This window comes from Microcoleus sp. BM001215392 (assembly GCF_036700185.1).
Taxonomy (GTDB): Bacteria; Cyanobacteriota; Cyanobacteriia; order Cyanobacteriales; family Microcoleaceae; genus Microcoleus.
Window position 1 is genome coordinate 1 of the sequence record NZ_JAUBOJ010000079.1, and the last position, 20,773, is coordinate 20,773.

General features: G+C 45.3%; 18 protein-coding genes and 1 pseudogene. 14 read left to right on the forward strand and 5 right to left on the reverse strand.

The genetic code is table 11. The features are described from left to right. Positions 1 to 222: 222 nt before the first annotated feature. A complete protein-coding gene (locus QT974_RS11620; RefSeq protein WP_333468633.1) occupies positions 223 to 924 on the reverse strand; it encodes a lipase family alpha/beta hydrolase in 702 nt (233 codons plus the stop codon). Positions 925 to 1,076: 152 nt separating this feature from the next. On the opposite strand from QT974_RS11620, the gene QT974_RS11625 reads away from it, so the two are divergent. Together QT974_RS11625 and QT974_RS11630 are read left to right on the forward strand one after the other, a co-directional pair. After that, complete coding sequence (locus tag QT974_RS11625; protein ID WP_293127673.1) at positions 1,077 to 1,556, forward strand: NUDIX domain-containing protein; 480 nt, start codon at positions 1,077 to 1,079, stop codon at positions 1,554 to 1,556. A 404-nt stretch (positions 1,557 to 1,960) separates the two neighbouring features. Next, positions 1,961 to 3,646 carry an energy transducer TonB gene (locus QT974_RS11630; RefSeq protein WP_333468634.1) on the forward strand — a complete coding sequence of 562 codons (1,686 nt, stop codon included), beginning with the start codon at positions 1,961 to 1,963 and terminating at the stop codon, positions 3,644 to 3,646. A gap of 187 nt (positions 3,647 to 3,833) precedes the next feature. Here QT974_RS11630 and QT974_RS11635 read toward each other — a convergent pair whose 3' ends face one another. Continuing rightward, positions 3,834 to 4,571: a class I SAM-dependent methyltransferase gene (locus QT974_RS11635; RefSeq protein ID WP_333468635.1), complete on the reverse strand. Its 738-nt coding sequence runs from the start codon at positions 4,569 to 4,571 to the stop codon at positions 3,834 to 3,836. 7 nt (positions 4,572 to 4,578) lie between these two features. Then, positions 4,579 to 4,776, reverse strand: a complete 198-nt coding sequence (locus tag QT974_RS11640; RefSeq protein WP_193974558.1) for a hypothetical protein — start codon at positions 4,774 to 4,776, stop codon at positions 4,579 to 4,581. Between the two features lie 761 nt (positions 4,777 to 5,537). Here QT974_RS11640 and QT974_RS11645 point away from each other — a divergent pair. Both QT974_RS11645 and QT974_RS11650 read left to right on the forward strand, forming a co-directional pair. Then, positions 5,538 to 8,081 carry a mannose-1-phosphate guanyltransferase gene (locus QT974_RS11645; protein ID WP_333468636.1) on the forward strand — a complete coding sequence of 848 codons (2,544 nt, stop codon included), beginning with the start codon at positions 5,538 to 5,540 and terminating at the stop codon, positions 8,079 to 8,081. Between the two features lie 476 nt (positions 8,082 to 8,557). Next, complete coding sequence (locus QT974_RS11650; RefSeq protein ID WP_333468637.1) at positions 8,558 to 9,109, forward strand: single-stranded DNA-binding protein; 552 nt, start codon at positions 8,558 to 8,560, stop codon at positions 9,107 to 9,109. A 152-nt stretch (positions 9,110 to 9,261) separates the two neighbouring features. Here the strand turns inward: QT974_RS11650 and lipB are convergent, their stop codons facing one another. Continuing rightward, entirely contained in the window at positions 9,262 to 10,044 is a 783-nt protein-coding gene (gene lipB / locus QT974_RS11655) for a lipoyl(octanoyl) transferase LipB (protein ID WP_333468638.1), read from the reverse strand. Between the two features lie 150 nt (positions 10,045 to 10,194). On the opposite strand from lipB, the gene hpf reads away from it, so the two are divergent. The 4 genes from hpf to QT974_RS11675 all read left to right on the forward strand — a co-directional run bounded on the left by hpf (position 10,195) and on the right by QT974_RS11675 (position 12,793). Next, a complete protein-coding gene (gene hpf / locus QT974_RS11660) occupies positions 10,195 to 10,848 on the forward strand; it encodes a ribosome hibernation-promoting factor, HPF/YfiA family (RefSeq protein WP_333468639.1) in 654 nt (217 codons plus the stop codon). Positions 10,849 to 11,161: 313 nt separating this feature from the next. Then, positions 11,162 to 11,800, forward strand: a complete 639-nt coding sequence (locus QT974_RS11665) for a Uma2 family endonuclease (RefSeq protein ID WP_333468640.1) — start codon at positions 11,162 to 11,164, stop codon at positions 11,798 to 11,800. Positions 11,801 to 11,849: 49 nt separating this feature from the next. Then, a complete protein-coding gene (locus tag QT974_RS11670) occupies positions 11,850 to 12,059 on the forward strand; it encodes a hypothetical protein (RefSeq protein ID WP_333468641.1) in 210 nt (69 codons plus the stop codon). 284 nt (positions 12,060 to 12,343) lie between these two features. Next, positions 12,344 to 12,793, forward strand: coding sequence for a hypothetical protein (locus tag QT974_RS11675; protein ID WP_333468642.1), 450 nt, complete (start codon positions 12,344 to 12,346; stop codon positions 12,791 to 12,793). A 270-nt stretch (positions 12,794 to 13,063) separates the two neighbouring features. On the opposite strand, the gene QT974_RS11680 is transcribed toward QT974_RS11675, so the two are convergent. Continuing rightward, positions 13,064 to 14,239 (reverse strand): helix-turn-helix transcriptional regulator, encoded by a 1,176-nt coding sequence (locus tag QT974_RS11680; RefSeq protein WP_333468643.1) that lies wholly within the window; start codon positions 14,237 to 14,239, stop codon positions 13,064 to 13,066. Positions 14,240 to 14,578: 339 nt separating this feature from the next. Between QT974_RS11680 and QT974_RS11685 the strand changes: the two genes are divergently transcribed. From QT974_RS11685 to QT974_RS11710, 6 genes and pseudogenes are all read left to right on the forward strand, one after another. Further along, positions 14,579 to 16,189: a Cas10/Cmr2 second palm domain-containing protein gene (locus tag QT974_RS11685; protein ID WP_333468644.1), complete on the forward strand. Its 1,611-nt coding sequence runs from the start codon at positions 14,579 to 14,581 to the stop codon at positions 16,187 to 16,189. Then, positions 16,165 to 17,151 (forward strand): CRISPR-associated protein, encoded by a 987-nt coding sequence (locus QT974_RS11690; RefSeq protein WP_333468645.1) that lies wholly within the window; start codon positions 16,165 to 16,167, stop codon positions 17,149 to 17,151. The genes QT974_RS11685 and QT974_RS11690 overlap by 25 nt, the downstream gene beginning before the upstream one ends. Beyond that, entirely contained in the window at positions 17,151 to 17,984 is an 834-nt protein-coding gene (gene cmr4 / locus QT974_RS11695) for a type III-B CRISPR module RAMP protein Cmr4 (protein WP_333468646.1), read from the forward strand. The genes QT974_RS11690 and cmr4 overlap by 1 nt, the downstream gene beginning before the upstream one ends. Before the next feature lie 3 nt (positions 17,985 to 17,987). Beyond that, a complete protein-coding gene (locus QT974_RS11700; protein WP_333468647.1) occupies positions 17,988 to 18,416 on the forward strand; it encodes a hypothetical protein in 429 nt (142 codons plus the stop codon). Next, positions 18,409 to 20,037, forward strand: a complete 1,629-nt coding sequence (locus QT974_RS11705; protein ID WP_333468648.1) for a hypothetical protein — start codon at positions 18,409 to 18,411, stop codon at positions 20,035 to 20,037. The genes QT974_RS11700 and QT974_RS11705 overlap by 8 nt, the downstream gene beginning before the upstream one ends. Before the next feature lie 2 nt (positions 20,038 to 20,039). After that, a pseudogene (locus QT974_RS11710) lies at positions 20,040 to 20,773 on the forward strand (hypothetical protein); the annotation flags it as partial.

The window sequence follows — 20,773 nt, forward strand, 5'->3', positions numbered from 1 at the left end:
ATATGGGATTATAACTAATAACTTATCTGCGGTCATGCTTCTTCAGGCCTCAAAAATGAGATGCACCCGTTTTAGATTGATACATAAACCGCAGATTTAAGGCGGATAAACACAGATAAACGCAGATAATTTAAGGCATTGAAATCAATGAAAGCAAGAACTATCATGACAGATGACTAATTGCTCCTTTAAACTTTCTGATTCTTGCTTTGTAATTCATTTCTACCGCAAATACCCAACCCAAGCCGCCAAAACCTCCGCCGAACCATACCAGTTTCCCGGAGAGCGAGGCGAATGCCAAACCCCATCCAACACCAAATTTTCGGCTCCGTCCAAATGAGCAGCTTCAATCGGCGTAATTCCATCGCCCCAAGTTTCGCCATTCCCCACAGTCAGTTCATAACTCTTGTAAGCCAGCCAAGTCTTTAAACCCGGCTTACCAAAAATAGCTTTCCCAGCAGCGCAGACGTAACGCACCTGCGGGTGGAAAGCACCGGGATAATGAATTTTGACAAAATCTAGATTTTTGCGCGTCCAGCGCTCAACAGAGACGTGTGGCGTGCCTAAACTAATTAAAGTGTTGACGCAAGGGTGAGCTTCCCACAAACCCGCATCCTCAAGCACGTCGCCGTGAATTGTATAAGGCTTTTCGCCCAAATAAATTCGAGAAATCCAGCCACCTGCGGAATGACCGACGAGATTGATCTGTTGGCAGCCGTATTGCTGTAACATTTGTTTGACCGTGCGATCGAGCTTCCGCAAAATTGGCACCATCGATCGCCCGCCAAATGTGGGCAACCAATCTGCCTTGCTCAGTGGTACTGTTACAGTTGGGAAACCGCGATCGACCAAAGATTTTTCTAATTCCCGATAGTCTGAAGCAGCAGCAAAATATCCTGGCAAAATTACGGTAGGTAATGGCATTATCAATTTGAGATTTGAGATTTTAGATTTTAGATTTTGCGGCCGGGGTGCTACGATCTATTTTTCAAGTTCAAAGACGCTTGCCGAAGCATCCTTTGGATGGCTAGCACCTCCCGCTCGTTAAACTTTTTGCTTGGGGAATATCTACTTCTATGGCTCGCGAGCCGATTCCAACACTGTATTTTACCCTAGTTGTCGTTCACTTAGAAGACCGTTTTCTACTCGTACAAGAGCGCAAGTACGAGCAGCAGTGGTATCTCCCAGCAGGGCGAGTGGAAAAAGGCGAGACTTTGCTTGATGCTGCGGTGCGCAATACCGTTCAGGAAGCGGGCATTTCTGTGATTGTGGAAGGAATTCTTAGGGTAGAGCATACGGTGATGCCTAGGGGTAACGTGCGCCTCAGGGTGATTTTTGTGGCTCGTCCTGAAGACAAGACACCGCCCAAGAGCAAGCCGGACGAGTATACTTTGTGTGCTGGTTGGTATTCTCTCAAAGAGTTAGACCAGTTGTCGCTCCGCGGTGAGGAAGTTCGCGAAATGTTCCAATATATGGCAAGCGGCGCTCCAATTTATCCGATAGACTTGCTGAGCGTTGAGGGTGCTCCTTTTAAAACTTACCGCTATCGGTGGTAATAAGAAGCAAGTTCGGCAACAGATGTAACGGATGGAAGAGAAATGGAAGTCGGAAGCAGGAGCAACGGTGCAACAGATGAGTAAGCCGAGCGTCGATTTGGGATTTGGGATTTAAACAATTGCGCCGACGGATGAATCCGGTTCTGTAACCGAATTGGAAACGCCGATCGATCGAACTTATCGTGGGTGTTTAATAAAATTGGTTGAGTTGTCCGTGAACTGTCATCGAGGTCGATCGGGCAACTTCCAGGGCGATCGTGCTAAAATCATACCTTTGAATTCCCAACAGCTACGTTTAAATATTTTAAAAATAAAAAGATATCTAGTAATTATTAACTTCCAATTGCCCATTCCCGATTCCCCCTTCCCCCTTCCCTATTCCCCCTTCCCCACTCCCTATGGTCATGACTGACTCATCATCCCTAGCCAACACCCTTTCAGAACCGCTGCGCCAGCCTTTTTGGTGGGCAGCCCTAGCTTCTGTCGGAATTCACGGAGTGCTCGGAGTCAGCGCCCCGACAATCTCAAACATCATCTATGGTGGTGGAAATTCCTCAAAAAATATCCCCGGTTCCGTCGGCTTAGTAGAACTAACTCCCGCAGAAGCCGGCCGCCTGCCACAAACCATACCGCCGCAACCATCCAAAACGCCGTTTTCCCTCGTCGCACCAGTTCCGCTTCCCACCTCGCCCAAGTTAGCTCCCCCCCTGCCCCCCGCCCCTCCAGAAATCAACTTGCCCGCCCTACCGCCGGGAATGCCCCCTCCTGGATTCTTTGCCCCTCTCGATCCCCCTCTGGGCCCCTTAACTGCCCCAATAGCGCCGCAGCCTCCGAAAACTCCAGCAGCATCTCTCCCCACCCCTTCGGTAAAAACACCAACTTTCGTCCCGCAAGCACCTCCTAGCGGTTTGATTTTCCCGCCATTACCCAGTAATTTCGATCGCAATATCCCGCCACCACCATCAGGATTGACACCAGCACCGCAGTTTCCCGGAAACCAAGATGAAGGGGAATCTCTCGAAAAGCTGCGAAACGCTCAAGGCAGACTGGCACTATTTCCAGACGGAGCTCCTGTATTTAGCCCGCAATTCCCAATTACCGGCAGGAATCCGGGACTTGAGGAAGCACCGAAATTGACTCAAAAAGATCCAAATAAACGGAATCTCATCACCGAAACTCCCGAAGAAAGAATCAGAAGGCAACAATTTGACCGGGGACAGCAACAGCTAGACTTTCCAGCACAACCTGGTTCAAACTTACCCAGCGACAGAGAAACGCAGCTTGCTGCTGCCAATACCTATGTTGCTTTGTTTGAAAGATTCAAAAAGGCTTACCCCGACTTAGAAATGACGGGGCCGACTCCTGTGAATGTCGCTTATCCCAAAGAAGCTTGCTCGCAAAAACTTGAAGGAGTAGCAGTTTTTGGAGCAGTTGTCAACCCTCAAGGTTTGCTCAAAGCTGAACCTCAGGCGATCGTCCCCACAGGTTACGGTATTCTCGATAATGCGGCGAAAAATGCGATTATCAACCCTGCTCTGACGTTTCCAGCAAACAGCACCCACAAGCTTTACCAAGTGGCTGTCGCGTTCAAATACGACGAAAAAGTTTGCAGCGGTATTCCTGTGAGTCCATCCACTACCCCAACTTCGCCAGCAGGCCCGCAGCCACTAGCGCCAGCCCCGACAGCACCCAACCCGACAGCCCAGCCGCCCTCCCCAGCCCCTGCGCAGGTGAAACCGCAGTTTGAGAAGCCGCCGGCGCCATCCAACAAACCGCAACCAGGGGCTCAACAGTCGCCACAGCCCGCACCAAAACCCGCAACTAAACCGTCGCCCTCACCTCAACCGAAACCAGCAGCCGAACAATCTCCTTCTCCCCAACCGAAGCCAGCCCCGGAAGTGTCGCCCTCGCCAGAAGCTGCACCTTCTCCAGCCCCGGAAGTGTCGCCTTCTCCAGCCCCGGAAGTGTCGCCTTCTCCAGCCCCGGAAGTGTCGCCTTCTGGCGAAGTTGCGCCTTCGCCAGAATCTACGCCTTCTCCCGCCGCCGAAGTTGCGCCTTCTCCTGCGCCTTCTCCTGCTACGGCCAATTAATTGTTAATTGGGTGGGAATTGGTATTGGGTAATTGGTTATTAGTCAGTAGGGTGCGTCAGTTGCCATATTTGTTGCTTATTAAACCAATTTATACTTGCTGGCGCACCCTACTTTTTTGACTGAACTCTTGACTGCAAACCAGGTTTTTTGCGGACTGAAGTCCGAACGATCAAACCTGGCTATCTCTTAATTGTATTGGACTTTATACATTTGGAATAAGTCGCCGTTTTGTTTTTTTACTACTTTAGCGCCTGCCGCTTTAATCATTTTTTCCCAGTCTTCAATTGTCTCTAAAAATACTTCTCCGGCTCGATAGGTTTCCAAAATTGCCCAATCTTCTGCTAGAGGTGCATTGGGATTGAGGACATCAAATACAAAATGACCGCCCGGTTTTAGTACCCGCTTTACTTCTCCCATGACAGTGTTCCAATACTCTATGGGATAGTAACAACTAAAGCCTGTAGCGAGGCATAAGTCGAACTGATCCTCTTCGTAATTTAACTTGTGAGCGGGGGCCCATTCTACGCCTTTGAACAGCTTGGAATTGAGCTGAGGGCCGCGAGCATTTAATGCGTCTCTGGCTGCGCTGCTGATTTCTTGACCGTAAAAAAATGCTTCCCATTCCCGCCAAGGGTATATCAAAAAGCTGACTCCGCAGCCAATGTCTAAACAGCGCTGGTTTTTTTGGGGTTTGGCAATTTTCCAGAAGGGAGAAACTGTTTTTGCTTGCAGTGTGCCCGAGACTGATTCGAGGAAAATCGGCATTGCTTCGACTTCTTCGGGTAAGGCGAATGCTTCTCCTCGATATTCGCGATCGAACCGAGATGCAACCTGCGATAGTAAAACTTGCCAGCTATCTGATTTTCCTTTGGCAAACCAAGTCTGTTCTTGACCTGCGACTGGGGGCTCTGACTTTTTAGACATTCTTTAATTACCTTCTAGAGCCTTTGAGTGCTTTTGTAAAGTTTTGGCGGTAAGGCTTATTAAAAATTAACGCCGGCCACAGCAGCGACAGTTTCAGGCGATTTGCGAAACTTCTGTCGAAGTTAGTGCGATCGAAACCATTCCAAAATTTCCAAATACCGCCGCCATAAGCGACTAGCAACACCAATCCAATTAACGGTTCCATTAAATAACCCCCTAAGCGACTGATTGGATTTTGAGTCAGCGAGCCTGCATCGCTACTCTTAATCTATCATTTTTCTGCCCTTGGTGCAGGGATTCTATTGATTTAGTTGACAGTTGACAGTTGACGATTGACAGCGACCTCTTGCTTATATCTAGAGGATTTGGGTAATGAATTATTTTTTTTTAATTTGTCCCGCTCGGGGAGAGGGTTTAAATCATTTTTTTGTGGTAAGAGTTCCACCTTCAGCTAGATACTTCCAAATTGCCGGTAATGGCAAAGTTAAAAATGTAGCATTCGGAAGTTCGGCAACGGGTTATTTAACAGATGTAAAGGATGATAGGAAGTTCTGCCAACGACCAATGTACCAGAAGATGTAACCGACGTAACCGATGATCGGAAGTTCAGTAAACGACCAACTTACGCTATGTAACGATCGTAACGAATGACAGAAAGAACCAATATTCAGCAAAGACCGAAGCAATGCCATAACGTCCTAACAGTGGGACGCGGTTGCTATACCAGCCAGGAAGTAGCTTTCACGGAGCAACTAAAAAGCGACTTCTACTAAAAGTCGCTCCTGCAAATCCTAATTCTGTTGAAATCGGCTGCTCTTCCGGTACAGCCTAGGTTTCTGGGATTTCAGTGGCGCGCGATTACTCAGAGATAATTAACACTGATAGCTAGTGCCCCACAGGTTACAGCAGGCAAGCTTTTTCTAGCGGACAATAACGTTAGAGAGGTTTCTAAGCAAGGAGGATTTTATGCGTGCAGTGCTGATGGCTGGGGGGTCGGGAACGAGGCTCAGACCCCTGACGTGCGATTTGCCTAAACCTATGGTACCGATTTTGAATCGCCCGATCGCAGAACACATTATCAATTTGCTAAAAAGGCATAATATTACGGAAATTATTGCCACTCTGCACTATCTTCCCGATGTGATGCGGGAATATTTTACTGATGGGGCAGAGTTTGGCGTTCAAATGACCTACGCTGTGGAGGAAGACCAACCGCTGGGTACGGCTGGTTGTGTCAAAAATATTGCGGAATTGCTGGATGGAACTTTTCTAGTCATCAGTGGCGACAGCATCACAGATTTTGACTTAACCGCAGCGATCGAATTTCACCGCCGCAAGCAATCGAAAGCCACGTTAATTTTAACTCGCGTTCCCAACCCGATGGAATTCGGGGTGGTGATTACCGAGGAAAATTACCGCATCAGTCGCTTTCTGGAAAAGCCTTCTAGCAGCGAAATTTTCTCCGATACCGTCAATACCGGCACCTACATTTTAGAACCTGAATTATTGGACTACCTGCCGGTAAATCAAGAATGCGACTTCTCCAAAGACTTGTTTCCGCTGCTGCTGGAAAAAAACGAGCCGATGTACGGTTACATTGCGGAGGGTTACTGGTGCGATGTCGGCCAGTTGGATGTTTACCGGGAAGCTCAGTACGACGCGCTGCGGGGAAAAGTTAATCTGGATTTGAGCTACTACAACGAAGTTCGATCGGGACTTTGGGTAGGTCAAAATACTTTTATTGACGATAGCGCGATCGTCGAAGTACCGGCGATGATCGGCAACAATTGCCGGATTGGAGCCCGAGTTACAATCGATGCCGGTACAGTCATCGGAGATAACGTTACAGTGGGCGCCGACGCCAACCTCAAACGCCCGATTGTCTGGAATGGAGCCATTGTCGGCGAAGACGCTCATCTCAGAGCCTGCGTAATTTGCCGCAGCACCCGCGTAGACAGGCGCGCTCACGTCCTCGAAGGTGCTGTCGTGGGTTCCATGTCGATAGTGGGAGAAGAAGCCCAAGTCGGCCCTTCCGTGCGCGTCTGGCCGAGCAAAAATATTGAATCCGGTGCTCTGTTAAATCAAAATTTAATTTGGGGAGAACAAGCTAAGCGGAATTTATTCGGTCAGCGCGGCGTTCAAGGACTGGCAAATGTCGATATTACGCCAGAATTTGCAGTAAAATTGGGTGCGGCTTATGGCTCGACTTTGAAACCAGGGACTTCGGTATCGGTTTCTCGCGATCAGCGCAGCATTTCACGGATGGTTTCGAGGTCTTTGATTGCGGGTTTGATGTCGGTGGGGATTAATGTGGTGAATTTGGAATCGACGGCAATTCCGATCGCGCGCACGGTTTCGTCTACTATATCCATTGCTGGCGGCATTCACGTTCGCATTTCGCCCGATCGCTCCGACCACATTTTAATTGAATTCTTCGATATCAAAGGCATCAATATTACTAAAGCTGCTGAGAAAAAAATCGAGGGCGCTTATTTTAAGGAAGATTTGCGCAGGGCTCTGATTCCGGAAATTGGAGAAATGTCGTACTTTAACCAAGCTCTCGACGTTTACAACCGGATGTTTGAGCGGCAGATGAATGTTGAAGCTATTCGTTACAGCAATTCTAAGGTAGTAATCGATTACGTTTACGCAGTTTCAGGAGCAATTCTGCCACAAATGCTCGCCAAATTTGGCTGCGATGCGGTGGTGCTCAATGCCAGTCTCAAACAGACTTCTCTGAGCAACGGAGAACGGGAATATTTGCTCGACCAACTCGGCCGGGTGGTGAAAGCACTCAGCGCTAATTTTGGCGTGCAGGTGTCGGCTAACGGCGAACAGCTCATTTTGGTAGACGAGTCGGGAATCGCGATTCGTGGGGAAATGCTGACGGCGCTGATGGTAAATTTGATGCTGACTTCCCATCCCAGAGGTACAGTAGTAGTACCGGTGAATGCGTCTTCTGCGGTGGAAGCGATCGCCCGCCGCCATCAAAGCAAGGTAATCCGTACTAAGGCGAACCCAACTGCTTTGATGGAAGCCGCTAACCGAAACCCGAATGTGGTTTTGGGCGGTAGCGGTAATATGGGTTTTATTTTCCCGCAGTTGCATCCCGGCTTTGACGGAATGTTCTGCATTGCTAAAGTGATAGAAATGATGACGATTCAGGAGCGATCGCTCGGACAGATTAAAGCCGAACTTCCCCGGGTCACCCACCGCAGTTACAGCGTCCGCTGTCCTTGGACGGTCAAAGGCTCGCTCATGCGGCATTTGGTAGAAACTCATTCGCCCGATCGTTTAGAATTAATAGATGGAGTGAAAATTTTTAACTACAGCGATGACAATTGGCTATTAGTTTTACCCGATGCTAGCGAACCCACCGTTCATATCTTCGCCAACAGCGAGGACAGAGATTGGGTATCTGAAACTTTGAAGGAGTACCGCGCCCTAGTTCACGATTTTGTCACTCAAGCTGAGGCGGCTGTTCGCCAAGATAAATTTGGGAACGGCTAATTAGTTATTTGTTGGTTGTTGGTTATTGGTTATTGGTTATTGGTTATTGGTTATTGTTATTGGTGATTGGTGATTGGTTACTGGTTATTAGAATCAACAATTAACAACTAATAACAACAATAACTAACCAATAGTCAAGCCCCGGTTTATTGGTGATTGGTTATTGTTATTAGAATCAACAATTAACAACTAATAACTAACAACAATAACCCAGAACCAATGCCCTGTTTATTGGTGGCTGGTGATTGGTTATTAGTTATTAAAATCAACAATTAACAACTAACAACTAACCAATAAGCAATGCACTGTTTATTGATGATTGGTGATTGGCTATTAGTTATTAAAATAGAATCAACAAATAATAACTAAGAACTAATAACTAAGAACTAATAACTAAGAACTAATAACTAATAACCAGCAACCAATGCCCTGTTTCTCCAACGCCCAATTCCCCATGTCCAATTCCCATTTAAGTTATGAATAGCTGCATTTTAATGGCGGAAATAATTCAACAACCGCAACTCCGTTATACTCCAGACAATCAAGTTCCAATCGCTGAGATGCTGGTGCAGTTTCCAGGCCCAAAACCTGAAGATCCGCCAGAACATTTGAAGGTGATAGGATGGGGCAATTTAGCTCAAGAAATTCACGAAAAATATCACGAGGGCGATCGCGTGATTATTGAAGGCCGGCTGGGTATGAATACGATCGAGAGAGATGGTATCAAAGAAAAGCGCGCTGAACTAACAGCCCAAAAAATTTACACTCTCGGCGCCGATTCCATGAGTGCTGCTCCCGCAACGAGAACGGCCCCCGAACCGGCTCAAATTCGCGACACAGCCCCCGCTAATGTGCCGAGCAATGTGGTTCCTTTAGGCTCACGAAATCGCAGTTCTAACAACGCTCCAGCCCCTGCTAACCGCCCGTCTAGCTCGGATTGGAACTCGCATCAGTCTTCGGAGTCCGATCGCAAGTCTGGTTCCTCTAACGAAGCTGACAATCCAGATTACGATCCGATTCCGTTTTAAGGTTCGACGGCGAATAGATCCGACGGCGAATAGATCCGACGGCGAATAGATCCGACGGCGAATAGAATTCGCGCCTACACAGACAAAACCCGCCTTCGCGGGTTGAAGATCCGTTGAAGAATCAGACGGCGGTTGATATTACCTTATTTTCTTTACACTGCGGAGGCAGACTTCATTTTTGTAGACGCGGTTTCAACCGCCGTCGTGGTTTTTGTAGACGCGGTTTCAACCGCCGTTCGATCCGATCGCACAATTTCCCGATCCGATCGCACAATTTCCACCCCAAAAACGCGAGCAAATTCTGCGACAACGATCGCCCTAACTCGATCGACCTCAATTCCCGGTATAAACTGTTCTAAACTGCCAACGGGTCGATCGGGAATCCCGCAAGGTACAATTTGCCCAAAACCTGCCAGATCCGGGCAAACATTGAGAGCAAAACCGTGCATGGTAATCCAGCGACTGACTTTAATGCCGATCGCACCTACCTTGCACCCATCCACCCAAACCCCAGTCATTCCCTCAACCCGCGAACCCTTCAGCCCGCAAACTTCCAGCACCCGCAACAGCACTTCCTCCAACTGCCGCAAATACCAGTGCAAATCCTGCTGGTGGCGGCGCAAATTCAAAATCGGATAGCCCACCAACTGGCCAGGACAATGGTAAGTCACCTCACCGCCCCGCTCAACTCGGTGCAATTGGGCATGAGTTTGGCTCGGGTCAAACTTCAGAAATTCCAACTTCGATCCCAGTCCCAAAGTGTAAACCGGCGGATGTTCCAGCAAAATCAGCACATCAGGCAAATCTGGATTGTCCCGGCGTTCTTGGACCAGTTTTTGCTGGATTTCCCAAGCTTCTGAGTAGGGTACTTGTCCCCAGTCGAGAAGCCAGCAGGATTGAGAATTCAGATGTTGAGAAAAAGAAGGTAAAAGCATGAAAAAAATCAAGAGTGATATTACTGAATATTGACGCAGTTAAAATTAAGAATTGTCAACACTTAAAAAAAAGTTTGAAAATAAGTGTTTTGTAGAATACATAGTGCTATTGTATGAAACATACCCACGTTACAGAAGGGAGGGAGCTCTATGAAGCTTGTTATCCAGGGTAAAAATATAGAAATCACCGATGCGATTCGCGAGTACGTCAATCAAAAGGTGGAAAAGGCAGTCAGCCATTTTCAAACTTTGACGACGGAAGTGGATATCCATCTATCGGTGGCTCGTAACCCCAGGATCAATCCTAAGCAGACTGCTGAGGTGACTATCTATGCTAATGGCAGCGTGATTCGAGCTGAGGAAAGCACGGAAAGCCTTTATGCTAGCATCGATTTGGTTGCCGACAAGATAGCTCGTCAACTGCGGAAATTTAAGGAAAAACGTCAGGACAACAAAACCCAGACTAATGCCAAAACGGTAACTGTGGTTGATGAACACCCTGTAGTAGCAGATTTGATTGGCGATCGAACTCCCGAACTTCCCGCCGAGGTAGTGCGAACTAAATATTTTGCCATGCCTCCAATGACTGTGCAAGAAGCTTTGGAACAATTGCAGATTATCGATCACGATTTCTATATGTTCCGCAATGCGGAAACAAACGAAATTAACGTGCTTTACGAACGCAAGAGTCACGGCGGCTATGGAGTTATCCAACCACGCAACGGCAACGGTAACGGGCATAGCAAAAATGGCAAAACTGCCGAAAGCGCTGCACCAGAAAAATCAAGTGTTGGGAAAAGCTAGATAATTGCTGACGGCTAATTGTTAATCACTACCATTAGCTAGCAAGAAAGGACTAAAGTCCTCACTACAAACATCAAGTTCGTAGTAAGGACTTTAGTCCTTTATTAGTTTTTGAGACAATGAGGACTGAAGTCCGAACGATCAAACATCAAGTTCGTAGTAAGGACTTTAGTCCTTTATTAGTTTTTGAGACAATGAGGACTGAAGTCCGAACGATCAAACATCAAGTTCGTAGTAAGGACTTTAGTCCTTTATTAGTTTTTGAGATAATGAGGACTGAAGTCCGAACGATCAAACAATAGGATGAACAATTATGCTATTGGAGTTAAGACAATTGAGCATTCAACCAGGTCAGCAATTACTGGTTGAGGATGTGAGTTGGCAACAATTTGAAAGTATTTTAGCTGAATTGGGAGCAGGTCGTGCTTCCCGAATTTCCTATAGTAACAGACGGTTAGAAATTATGGTTCCTCTACCCGAACATGAAAAAGCCAAGGAAATTATTAGCGATATCGTAAAAATTTTGTTAGAAGCACGACAAATAGCATTTGAGTCGTTGGGTTCGACAACTTTAAAAAACGAACGCATGAGTCAGGCTGTGGAACCGGATAGCTGTTTTTACATTCAAAATCAAGCAGCAGTTATCGGTAAAAATCGTCTTGATATGAGTGTCGATCCGCCGCCAGACTTAGCTATAGAAATCGATCTCACCTCTCGCACGCAGTTCGATAATTATCAAGTTCTCGGAGTACCGGAACTTTGGCGATACGCGCGGCGAGGACTACAAATTAACGTCTTGCAAGCAGAAAAATATATTGAGTCGGATGTAAGTCCTACTTTTCCTAATATTCCCATTATTGAACTGGTGAATCAGCACGCTCAGCAGAGTCAAGTGGCCGGTAGAACCCAGGCTATTCAAGCTTTTAGAAGTTGGGTTCGGGAAACTCTCTAGTCTCAAAACTAAAATTCTAACTACGAACTTAAGCAGATCGATCTAAACTTTGATAGCTGCCAAAGTTTTTAGCGCTTCAGAAATCTCTGCTTTGAAATCCAACATCGATGTTAAAAAAAATGTGCCTGACCATAACTTGTTTGTCGATCGCATAAATTACCCTAGCTGGCATAATCCACAAGGCCGTAAGGTGCGCCGCCATTTTTTAATCCCTAAAGAAAAGAACGATCGACTTGGAGAGCAGCGACGCACCTCATAGAGCAGGTGCAAACATTTTTAGGAGTCCTGGCAAACAGCATCTAGACAGATTCCGCTATCTGGGGTGTATAGTGGAGTCCTTCCCACTAGCTGGGGAAACTAATTGAATTGAAACAGTGTCAACTTCAGCAGTGGAGCTGACAGGACGAGCGTTTTTTTGATTCAAATCCGCACTCGCGCTTGGAAACTAATTGAATAAAAACGCTGCCAGCGAGCGAGGCTCGAATAAGCCGCGACTTGCTACTCCCGACTTGCTGAAAAAACTAATTGAATGGAAAACACGCCATGAATAAAGCAGTTGTACTCTCGATTATGCTGATCGGTTTGAATGCTGGCGCCAGCGATGTCGAAAAAACCGTTCAGCAAAAAAATGGCTGGGCGACGTATCAAAGCGAAATCGATCGCAAAGTCGGAACGGTGAATCAAAAATGCGGCAGCAAAATCCGTGCGAGCTACGATAAATCAACCTATCCAAGTTTTGACCCGATCCAAGACCGCACACAAGCCGCCTGCCAAGCAGCAGTCGGTACATTAGAGAACTTGTGCGTGTCTGACGCGGGTAAGCAGGCGGTGCAGAAAATAAAAACAAGCAGTTGCCAGTTTTCGACTTCTGGGACTGGTGTCGCATTCAAGGAAGGAGCCCTGATCGTTCGCATCGATCCAAAGAACTCGAGTATCACCGGAAAAAGTCCAGGTTCCTATAGCTGGAAAAGCGCGCTCGAAGAGGTGCTTTAATTCAGTTGACAGTTGACAGTTGACCTGGGACAGTTGAGGGCTAACTCTACCTGGAAGTCCGAAGATTGGAGTAATGAATAGTCTGCTTTTAATTTCTCCCTACAAGGGTTCCGGCTTTAACCCAATTCTTTCTGGTGATTAATTAGGGAAACTAATTAAATGGAAACTTGCGCCGTTGAATTCTGCAACTAGAGCCGCGTCAGCCGTAGGGTGCGTCGCCATTCTTTAATCCCTAAAGAACGATCGGCAATATGAGGGCGACGCACCCGATCAGCTATATCTCGCGACCAAATTTATCGCTGCTTGTCGGTGTTTTTCCACCAAACTCGGCGGCGAAAGCACTTTGGCGCTGTCCATGTGTTTGTTTACCCACAGGCTGAATTCGTTGAGGGAGCGATCGGGCAAATCGATCCAATAATCAACATAAAGCACCTTACCAGAACTATCCTTCGGCCCTTCCTTAATTTTTTGTCGCGGATGTCGCCGATCGCCCTCTAGAATAAATCCAACTACCTTCTCAAAAAACCGCACCTTCACTTTTTCTAACTTCAGCGTACCCTGCAATTCAGCCTGTTGTTGCTCTGCGTTGCCCAAGTACAGCCCCCAACCGTTTTTTAACAATTTGTGAGCTATTTTCAGACTTTGTAGCTGTGCGGCTAAACCACGCGCTTCTAAATCGATAATTTCGCAGTGGTCGGTAAAGCGATTCACCCGTTCTACGGTCAAGTGCCCGTTGTCGCAATTTTCGCAAATCAGGTACCAGGCGATATCGTGATAAATCAGTTGCAGAGGCCAGATTCGCCGAAAACCGAGATGGCTTTTACCGTAATAATTGCTTTGACGATAAACTTCGATCGAGAAGCCTTGAACTATGGCTGTTTCTACGATGTCTAGTTTGTGGAATAGGGTATGCTGATTGTTTTGGCGATCGAGCATTTCGACAGGATCGGTGTAAATAATCGCCCGATTCAGGTGTTGGCGAACGGGATAAAATAATTCGCCTTTGAGTTCGATATCCAATCCGCGCAACAGTTTTGTGAGTTTTTCGTAAATGCGGCGCACTTGGGGATTTCCCTGATTTTTTGCTTGGGATGCGAGTGCTTGGAATGCTACTTGCAGTTCTTCGCGAGTCATTGCGCCGGTGCCGAGATAGTAGCCGGAGCGATACATTCTTTTATCGAGGATTCCGTAGTTGCGCAAAGTTTCTAAATCTTTGCGAATTGTGGGAGTTGCGGGATAGTTTTCGGGAAATTCGATGTTAAATTCAGTGGCAATTTTCTGCAATTGCGATCGAACTTCTAGCAAAGCATCGTGATATTTGCCGTCGGATGTTTCGGTGTCGCTGTATCCGATGCCGGGGTGGTTTACTAATGTGGCAATTAGGAGCATGATGCGATCGAACGTCAGTTTGTCGGCGTAGGGGTGAGCGATCGGTTTTTTGGCCATGATGGGCGATTCGCTGAAAAGTCAAGTAAAAGACAATATTGACACAAAAATATATAAATGGCTAGAAACTATATATTTGAATAGCTTTGTACTTAAAAATACATTTGATAAATATTGTGAATTTGAAGACGTGAAGCTGTCTCGGCTGGTATATTGAGTTAAGTCGGGGAATTGATATCCAGAGGAAGAACCTCGCAAGCTTTCATGAAAATTGGAGGTAGAGTCTCCTGATTTGCGTCACCAGACTCTGCCTAGTAAGGAGTAGACGAGTCGATAAGTCGATCGGACCTTGCGTTGAAAAATGCACTTAGTTAGTCCTATAGTCAGGAAAACAGACAAATGTCACCAAAAATTGAACCTGTGTCTGCATACACCGCGATCGCCTTTGCACCCGTTCAGGGCTTTATCGAGAAATCCCGAAAACTCCGAGATTTATTTGGGGCTTCACTGATTCTTTCTTATCTTAGTTACAAGCTAGTAAAACAAGCCGAAAAATCAGGTTTCAACGTCATTTCTCCCGGTTCCCCGAACATCCAGAAAGGAATGCCCAATCGGATACTTCTGAAAGGCGAAGGGGAATTTTCCAGGAATGACGTGACGAATACTCTTCAAAAGTCATGGCAAGAAATATTAAATGAATGTCGAGTTTGGATAGAACGAGAAGTACCTCCTAAAGAGCAATACTTTTGGCAGCAAGAGTGGATGCGATGGGGTTTGTACACTTGGGAGATATTCTGGGGACACGGAGATTCAATAGAATCTGCGATGAAGAATTTAGAGACTCGCAAATTGCGTCGCGATTGGACGGCGATTAACTGGATTGGCGACAGTTCGAGTTTGACCGGCACCGATGCGATCGCCTGGCCGCGTTTAGGTTTGGAACATTCAAATCCAGGGCGGCAATTATCCGATCCAGAAAAAGCTGAACTTAAGGATTTTTATCAACGTCTCTCCTGTGTTTTAGAGAATCTTCCCCCAGATGGCAAACCCGAAGGAAAATTTTTAGATCCTAATGAAAGATTGAGCATTCCTGAGTTGGTCAAGCGATTGGTAACTCGCGACGAAGATATTGCCCGAAACATTGGGATATCTCCGCTTGAATCAGCATTTAGCGACATTATTCGTGAACCAGAACACTGGACTGGCTGGTTTATGGGAGATGGTGATAAAGTTGGCAAAAAACTTCAGGAACTTGCTAAAGAAAAAGGAGATGAAGGTTTAAAAAACTTCAGCGAAGCCATGCGGAATTGGGGCGGGAAATTTATCAAGAATTTTCCCAAAGACCTAGGGCGAGTTGTTTATGCAGGCGGTGACGATTTCCTCGGCGTAATTTACAGTACCAAGCCAGAAAAGCCACCGGAACCTATAGAGGCATTAGAATGGTTAATCAAATTGTCTGATGAATGGAAAGAGCATGGTCAAGATATTAATTTAAGTGTAGGTTTTGTTTGGGCTGGTCACAGTGTACCGCAGCGAGATGTGCTTCAACACTGTCGAGAAGCAGAAAAAAGAGCGAAAAGTTTGGGGCGAAATAGAGTCACGATTCGGGTGGTATTTAATAGCGGTCAGTTTGTCCAGTGGACTTGTCCTTGGGATTATCTGGATATTTTGAAGAGGTATCGCGATCGGGATGGTAAAACCTATAGTAAATGGGAAACCGAAGGAAAATATCCAAAACTTTTCCCGAATTGGACTCATGTTTACAAAGATTTAGCTCATCTAAAAAATCGTCATGCCATCAGCTTTAATCCCAAAGAAGAAAGCCCAGATGATGAATTAGCTTTAACTCTATTTCAACTTTACTTTCAAGACCAGGAAAACTTAGAAAACAAATGGAAGCACATCGTCGGCGATTACCCAAATTCAGAACAATCCAAGCAAATTATTTACTGGATTAGTGACCTAATAAATGTGGGATGGCAGCTATGTTCAAATATCTCATCACTATAAGTCCTTTAGGATTTATGTACGGCAGTTCAGGCGGATTTTTATCGCCCGAAAACTTGGTCGGACGTTCTGGGGCAAAATTCCCTCCAGAAGCCGCTACTCTCTCCGGTCTATTTTTCAGCAGCAACAAAGTTAAGTCCTATATTTCTCCAAAAGAACTTAGTGATAATTTGTTTGTCGCTGGCCCGTTCTGGGCAAAATCAGACGATCCTGAATACTTTTACTTACCCATTCCTTGGCACAAAATTATTGCTAAAAAAGGCGTTGATGAATGGAAAATTGCAGCCGGAAAGTGGTATCGGGAATCTGATGATGTAGATCCAGATTATCGCTGGCAAACCGTTAATTCCTGGGCAAATAAGTCTGCTATTATCAAGAAAAATGGTGATGCTGCTGAATCTCCTTGGACATACGTCCCTATCTTGCATCCCAAAACCAAAGATGACGAACGCTGCACTTTAGCAGAAGATGGTTTGTTTCTGGAAAATGCCGTGCAGATGGATGATGAAAGTTGTCTGGTTTATCTCTCAACTCATGCTTTAGCAGATGGTTGGTATCGCTTTGGTGGAGAAAATCATTTGGTTGAAATTAAGAGTATTGAACTGGATGATAACAGTCCTATTGTCAAACTTTTACGCCAACCAATTCAGCGCTCATTTGCTTTGATAACACCGGGAATTTGGGGTTCTAACAAATTTTCATTCCGGTATCCCAAAAATGAAGATTTCTCCAAAAAACGACCGGATATGCTTACAGATAAACCCATTTCCTATCGCTACCGTGCGAAAGGACAAATGGGACGGGGACGCTATGCAGTTCCTCCCGGAACTGTCTATCTTCTCAGAGAACCTTTAGAGAAAACTTGGTGGGAATTTCCTGAAAATTGGTTTCCCAAAGAAGGTTTTAGCCTGAAACAAGTTGGATGCGGTTTGTGTTTGCCAATTGAAATTCAAGGAGTTGAATAATGTACAAAAAAGCTTACGGTATTATTGAAACCCTTGCTCCTGTTCATGTGGGAGCAACGGCTGGTGAAGAAAGCGGCAACTTAAACTTAATTTTCCGCGACCAGTTTACCCAAACGGGCATTATTCCCGGTAGTTCGATTCGCGGCAGATTGCGATCGGAAATCCGTCGCACTCTGGGAGAAACTGAAGCGAATAAATGGTACGGTCAGGAAGCAGAATTAGGGAAGCCAGACAGTACAACCGAGTCTGTAGTTAAGTTTGAATATGCTTCGCTGCTGTGGTTGCCAGTATTTTGTCCCGGTCAACCAATTGTCTGGGTAACTTGTCCTCGTTTGCTCAAACGCTATCAGCGAATTGCTGGAGAGCATATCAAACTAAAAGATGGTACATCCCTCAAAAAAGCAAAAATTCCAGATAATTATACAGGTTCTCAAACCTTAAAAGCTCTCGACATAAATGGCAAACCAAAGCTATTTTTCAATTTTGGGTTTTTGACAGTTGAAAAAACTCAGGATTTGTCTCATTGGTTTCCTTTAGGAGAGGAATTGCCAGCCGTTGTTGTGGCTGATGACGAAATTGCCATGATTCACGATATGGCATTATATCGCCAGAGTCGAGTTGCCTTAGACAAAGAGGAAAAAAAGGCAAAAAAAGGAGCTTTTTTTAATACTGAAGCTTTGCCAGAAGGCACAATTTTAGTATTTCCAGTCGCCATCAAAGACAACCAAGAGACATGGCAACCTTTTGGCGCTGCTACTGGTGCAGACATTTATCTCGGCGGTTTAGAATCAATTGGTTTCGGTCACTGCTATCTAACTTTAAAGGAGGTATAATTCATGGCTTGGGAATCTTACAAATTAGACCAAGAGGCTCACGATTTAGTTGTCAAATACCGCGACAAAAAAGATGCACTAAATCAAGCATACAAAATGCGCGTTGCAGTTGCTTATGGTTTAGAGCGATTTTGGGGAGAACAGTTTCGGTTAGTCAAGGACAAAGATAAGGCTGATTATTGGCGGGATACTTGGAAGGCGCTAGTCAAAATTATGGCAAATGCTGGCGTTAAAATTCCCAACGATAATGTCGGTGTTGACGATACAGCAGCCATTAAAATCATGGCAAATAAATTGTGGGATTTTCCCGTAGAACAGCGCAAAGTAGCTATAGCTGTGTTGATTCAACTTTGCGACAGTATGGTTTGGTGGACTCAGCGGTATAAACCTGCTAATAGTAACGGCAATTCTGGAGGTGAAGACAATGAGTGATAGCAATGATATTCCTTTGATGTTTCGTGCCCAAATAGAAGGGCGCTGTCAGATTCAGCGCTTAATTCCCGGTGCACCTAGACAACAAGCTTATGACTGGGCTCAAGAATGGATCGCTGGTGTTTCCAAAGAAGTCCCCGACTTTGACTCAAGGACAATTCAAACTAAAGCGTTTAAAATCACTTGGCGATTTGTTTCTAACAGCGGTCAAGATGAGGGAGTTATCCGTCCTGTGACTGGTACAAAAGGTTGGCCACTATATCCCGGTGCTAGTATGAAAGGCGCGTTCCTGCGTACCTGTACTGATGAACAAGCAATGAAATATTGTGGCAGTCCACTTTCCAAAAAAGACACGAAACCTGGAATTTTACGCTTTCATGGTGGCTATCCCCAAGATGGAGACTGGACTAAAAAATCCCTAGTAGATGTTGTTCATCCCCAAGAAGATTGGCAAGTCAAAAAGAATGGTAGTCACAGTGCTTTTATCCAGATATCTCTGCATCAACCTACCTTAGTTTTTGGCATTTCCAGCACAGTAGAACTCAGTGAGGAAGAATGGACAACTATCTGGGAACTTTGGGAAAGAGCAATGGAACGGGGCATTGGTTCTAGGGTCAGTGCTGGTTACGGTCAACCGAGAAAGCACGGCAATAGTAATCTGCTCAGCATACAATTAAAGGGTCAAGGTTTAGGCTCTCAGTTAATAGACAAAACAGGCGAATTTCGCCCGAATATGTTTAAAGCTGCTTTGCGTGGTCATACTTTGCGTCTATTCAGTGGCATTACTGATGAAAATAGTGCTGAAGAATTGACTAAAGAACTATGGGGGGGATTTGCAGGTAAAAACGGGGCAATTGTTGGCTTATTGGGGATTGCATTTAATGCTGTCGAATTAGATTTAGATAGCTATAGCTACGGCAATAATATTATGCCTACTTATGAGCTAGTGGACGGGACGCTCAATATTCTTTGCATGAGTGCTAAGGCAGAGCAACAAAGAAAAAACTTGAAAGTCTTGATTCCTCAACTGATAAAATTCTCTCTGCTATTTGGAGGTTTTGGTAAATCGTGGCGACGAGTTGACCATCGCCTCTTTCTTAAGGAGTATGTAACGGGTAATCATAACCCGATGATTGGGTGTCATTGGCAGTTTGGAGAAAAATCAAATAGTCTCTGCTGTCCTGTGAATGAATTGAGTGATATTACTAATTTTCTGAATGTTTTTCAGAAAAGTCTTAAACAGTGGGTAAAGTTAAAGAAGAAAACACTGAGTAGTTCAATCAGCAGTTGGCGGGAAGCATGGCATCCAAAAACAGTTCAAGTTTGGGGTCGAATTGCTGAAAATCAGGTAGATAGTAAAGCTGTTCGATGGTTTCACGGCCCCTACTTGGGATCGCAGTCAATTAAAAAATCAGTGCTAACTGGTCAAATGGGTCAAATAGGCTGTATTTGGCATCGAATGTATCCGCGATATACTACGACAAATGGCAAACTACAATCCACAAGAGAGTATGTGGAATTACTGACTATTTTCCCTGATGAATCGGAATCAACTGAAGATTTTCTTGACTATTTAGATAGCACTAGCGACTTTATCAAACTTTGGCCAACGGAGCAATAATTATGAATATCTGGATTGTGACTACTGGTAGCAGCGATGTCAAGCTCAAAACTGATGACAATTGGGGGACTTTGTTTAGAAAGGTGAGAAATCAATTATACGATCGCCGTTTTGCACCTACACGACCACCTAACACTGATGATGACGAACCTTTTATCGTACCAGCCAGAGCGATGGGGATAGTCTATGGAACGCAGTTAACAGATAAATATTATGAGGATTTGCACTTTCCGCTGCTTGATGCTTTTTCGGCAAAGCTTTTAGAGAAAGGTAAAACAAATCCTGACAGAATAATCGTGATTTTGACTAATCAGGAAGTAGTTTTTGATGACGAAGACAGGAATATAGACAAAAGCCCCTATTGGCAGGATACTTGTACTCTCAAGCCGATATTTGAGCAATATTTTGAGAGAAAATTTCCTAAAGTTAAATCAATTGATTACTTAGAATTGAAACCAAAATCTAAAGATGAGGGATTAGATAATTGGAATAAAGCACTGTTGTTGGCTCAGCAAGCTTTGTCTAGTTTAGAGTTTGATAAAAATGCAAACGTCTATGTTAGCCATCAGGCGGGAACTCCAGCTATTTCTTCGGCTGTTCAATTTGATTGTTTGGCAAAATTTGGCAAGAAAGTCAAGTTTTTGGTTAGCAATGAGTATGAAGAAAAGTTAGCCGAGAAGGGTGATTTCATAGAAAGTTCTACTTATTTGCAGGGGATGCAAGTTCAAGAAGCAAA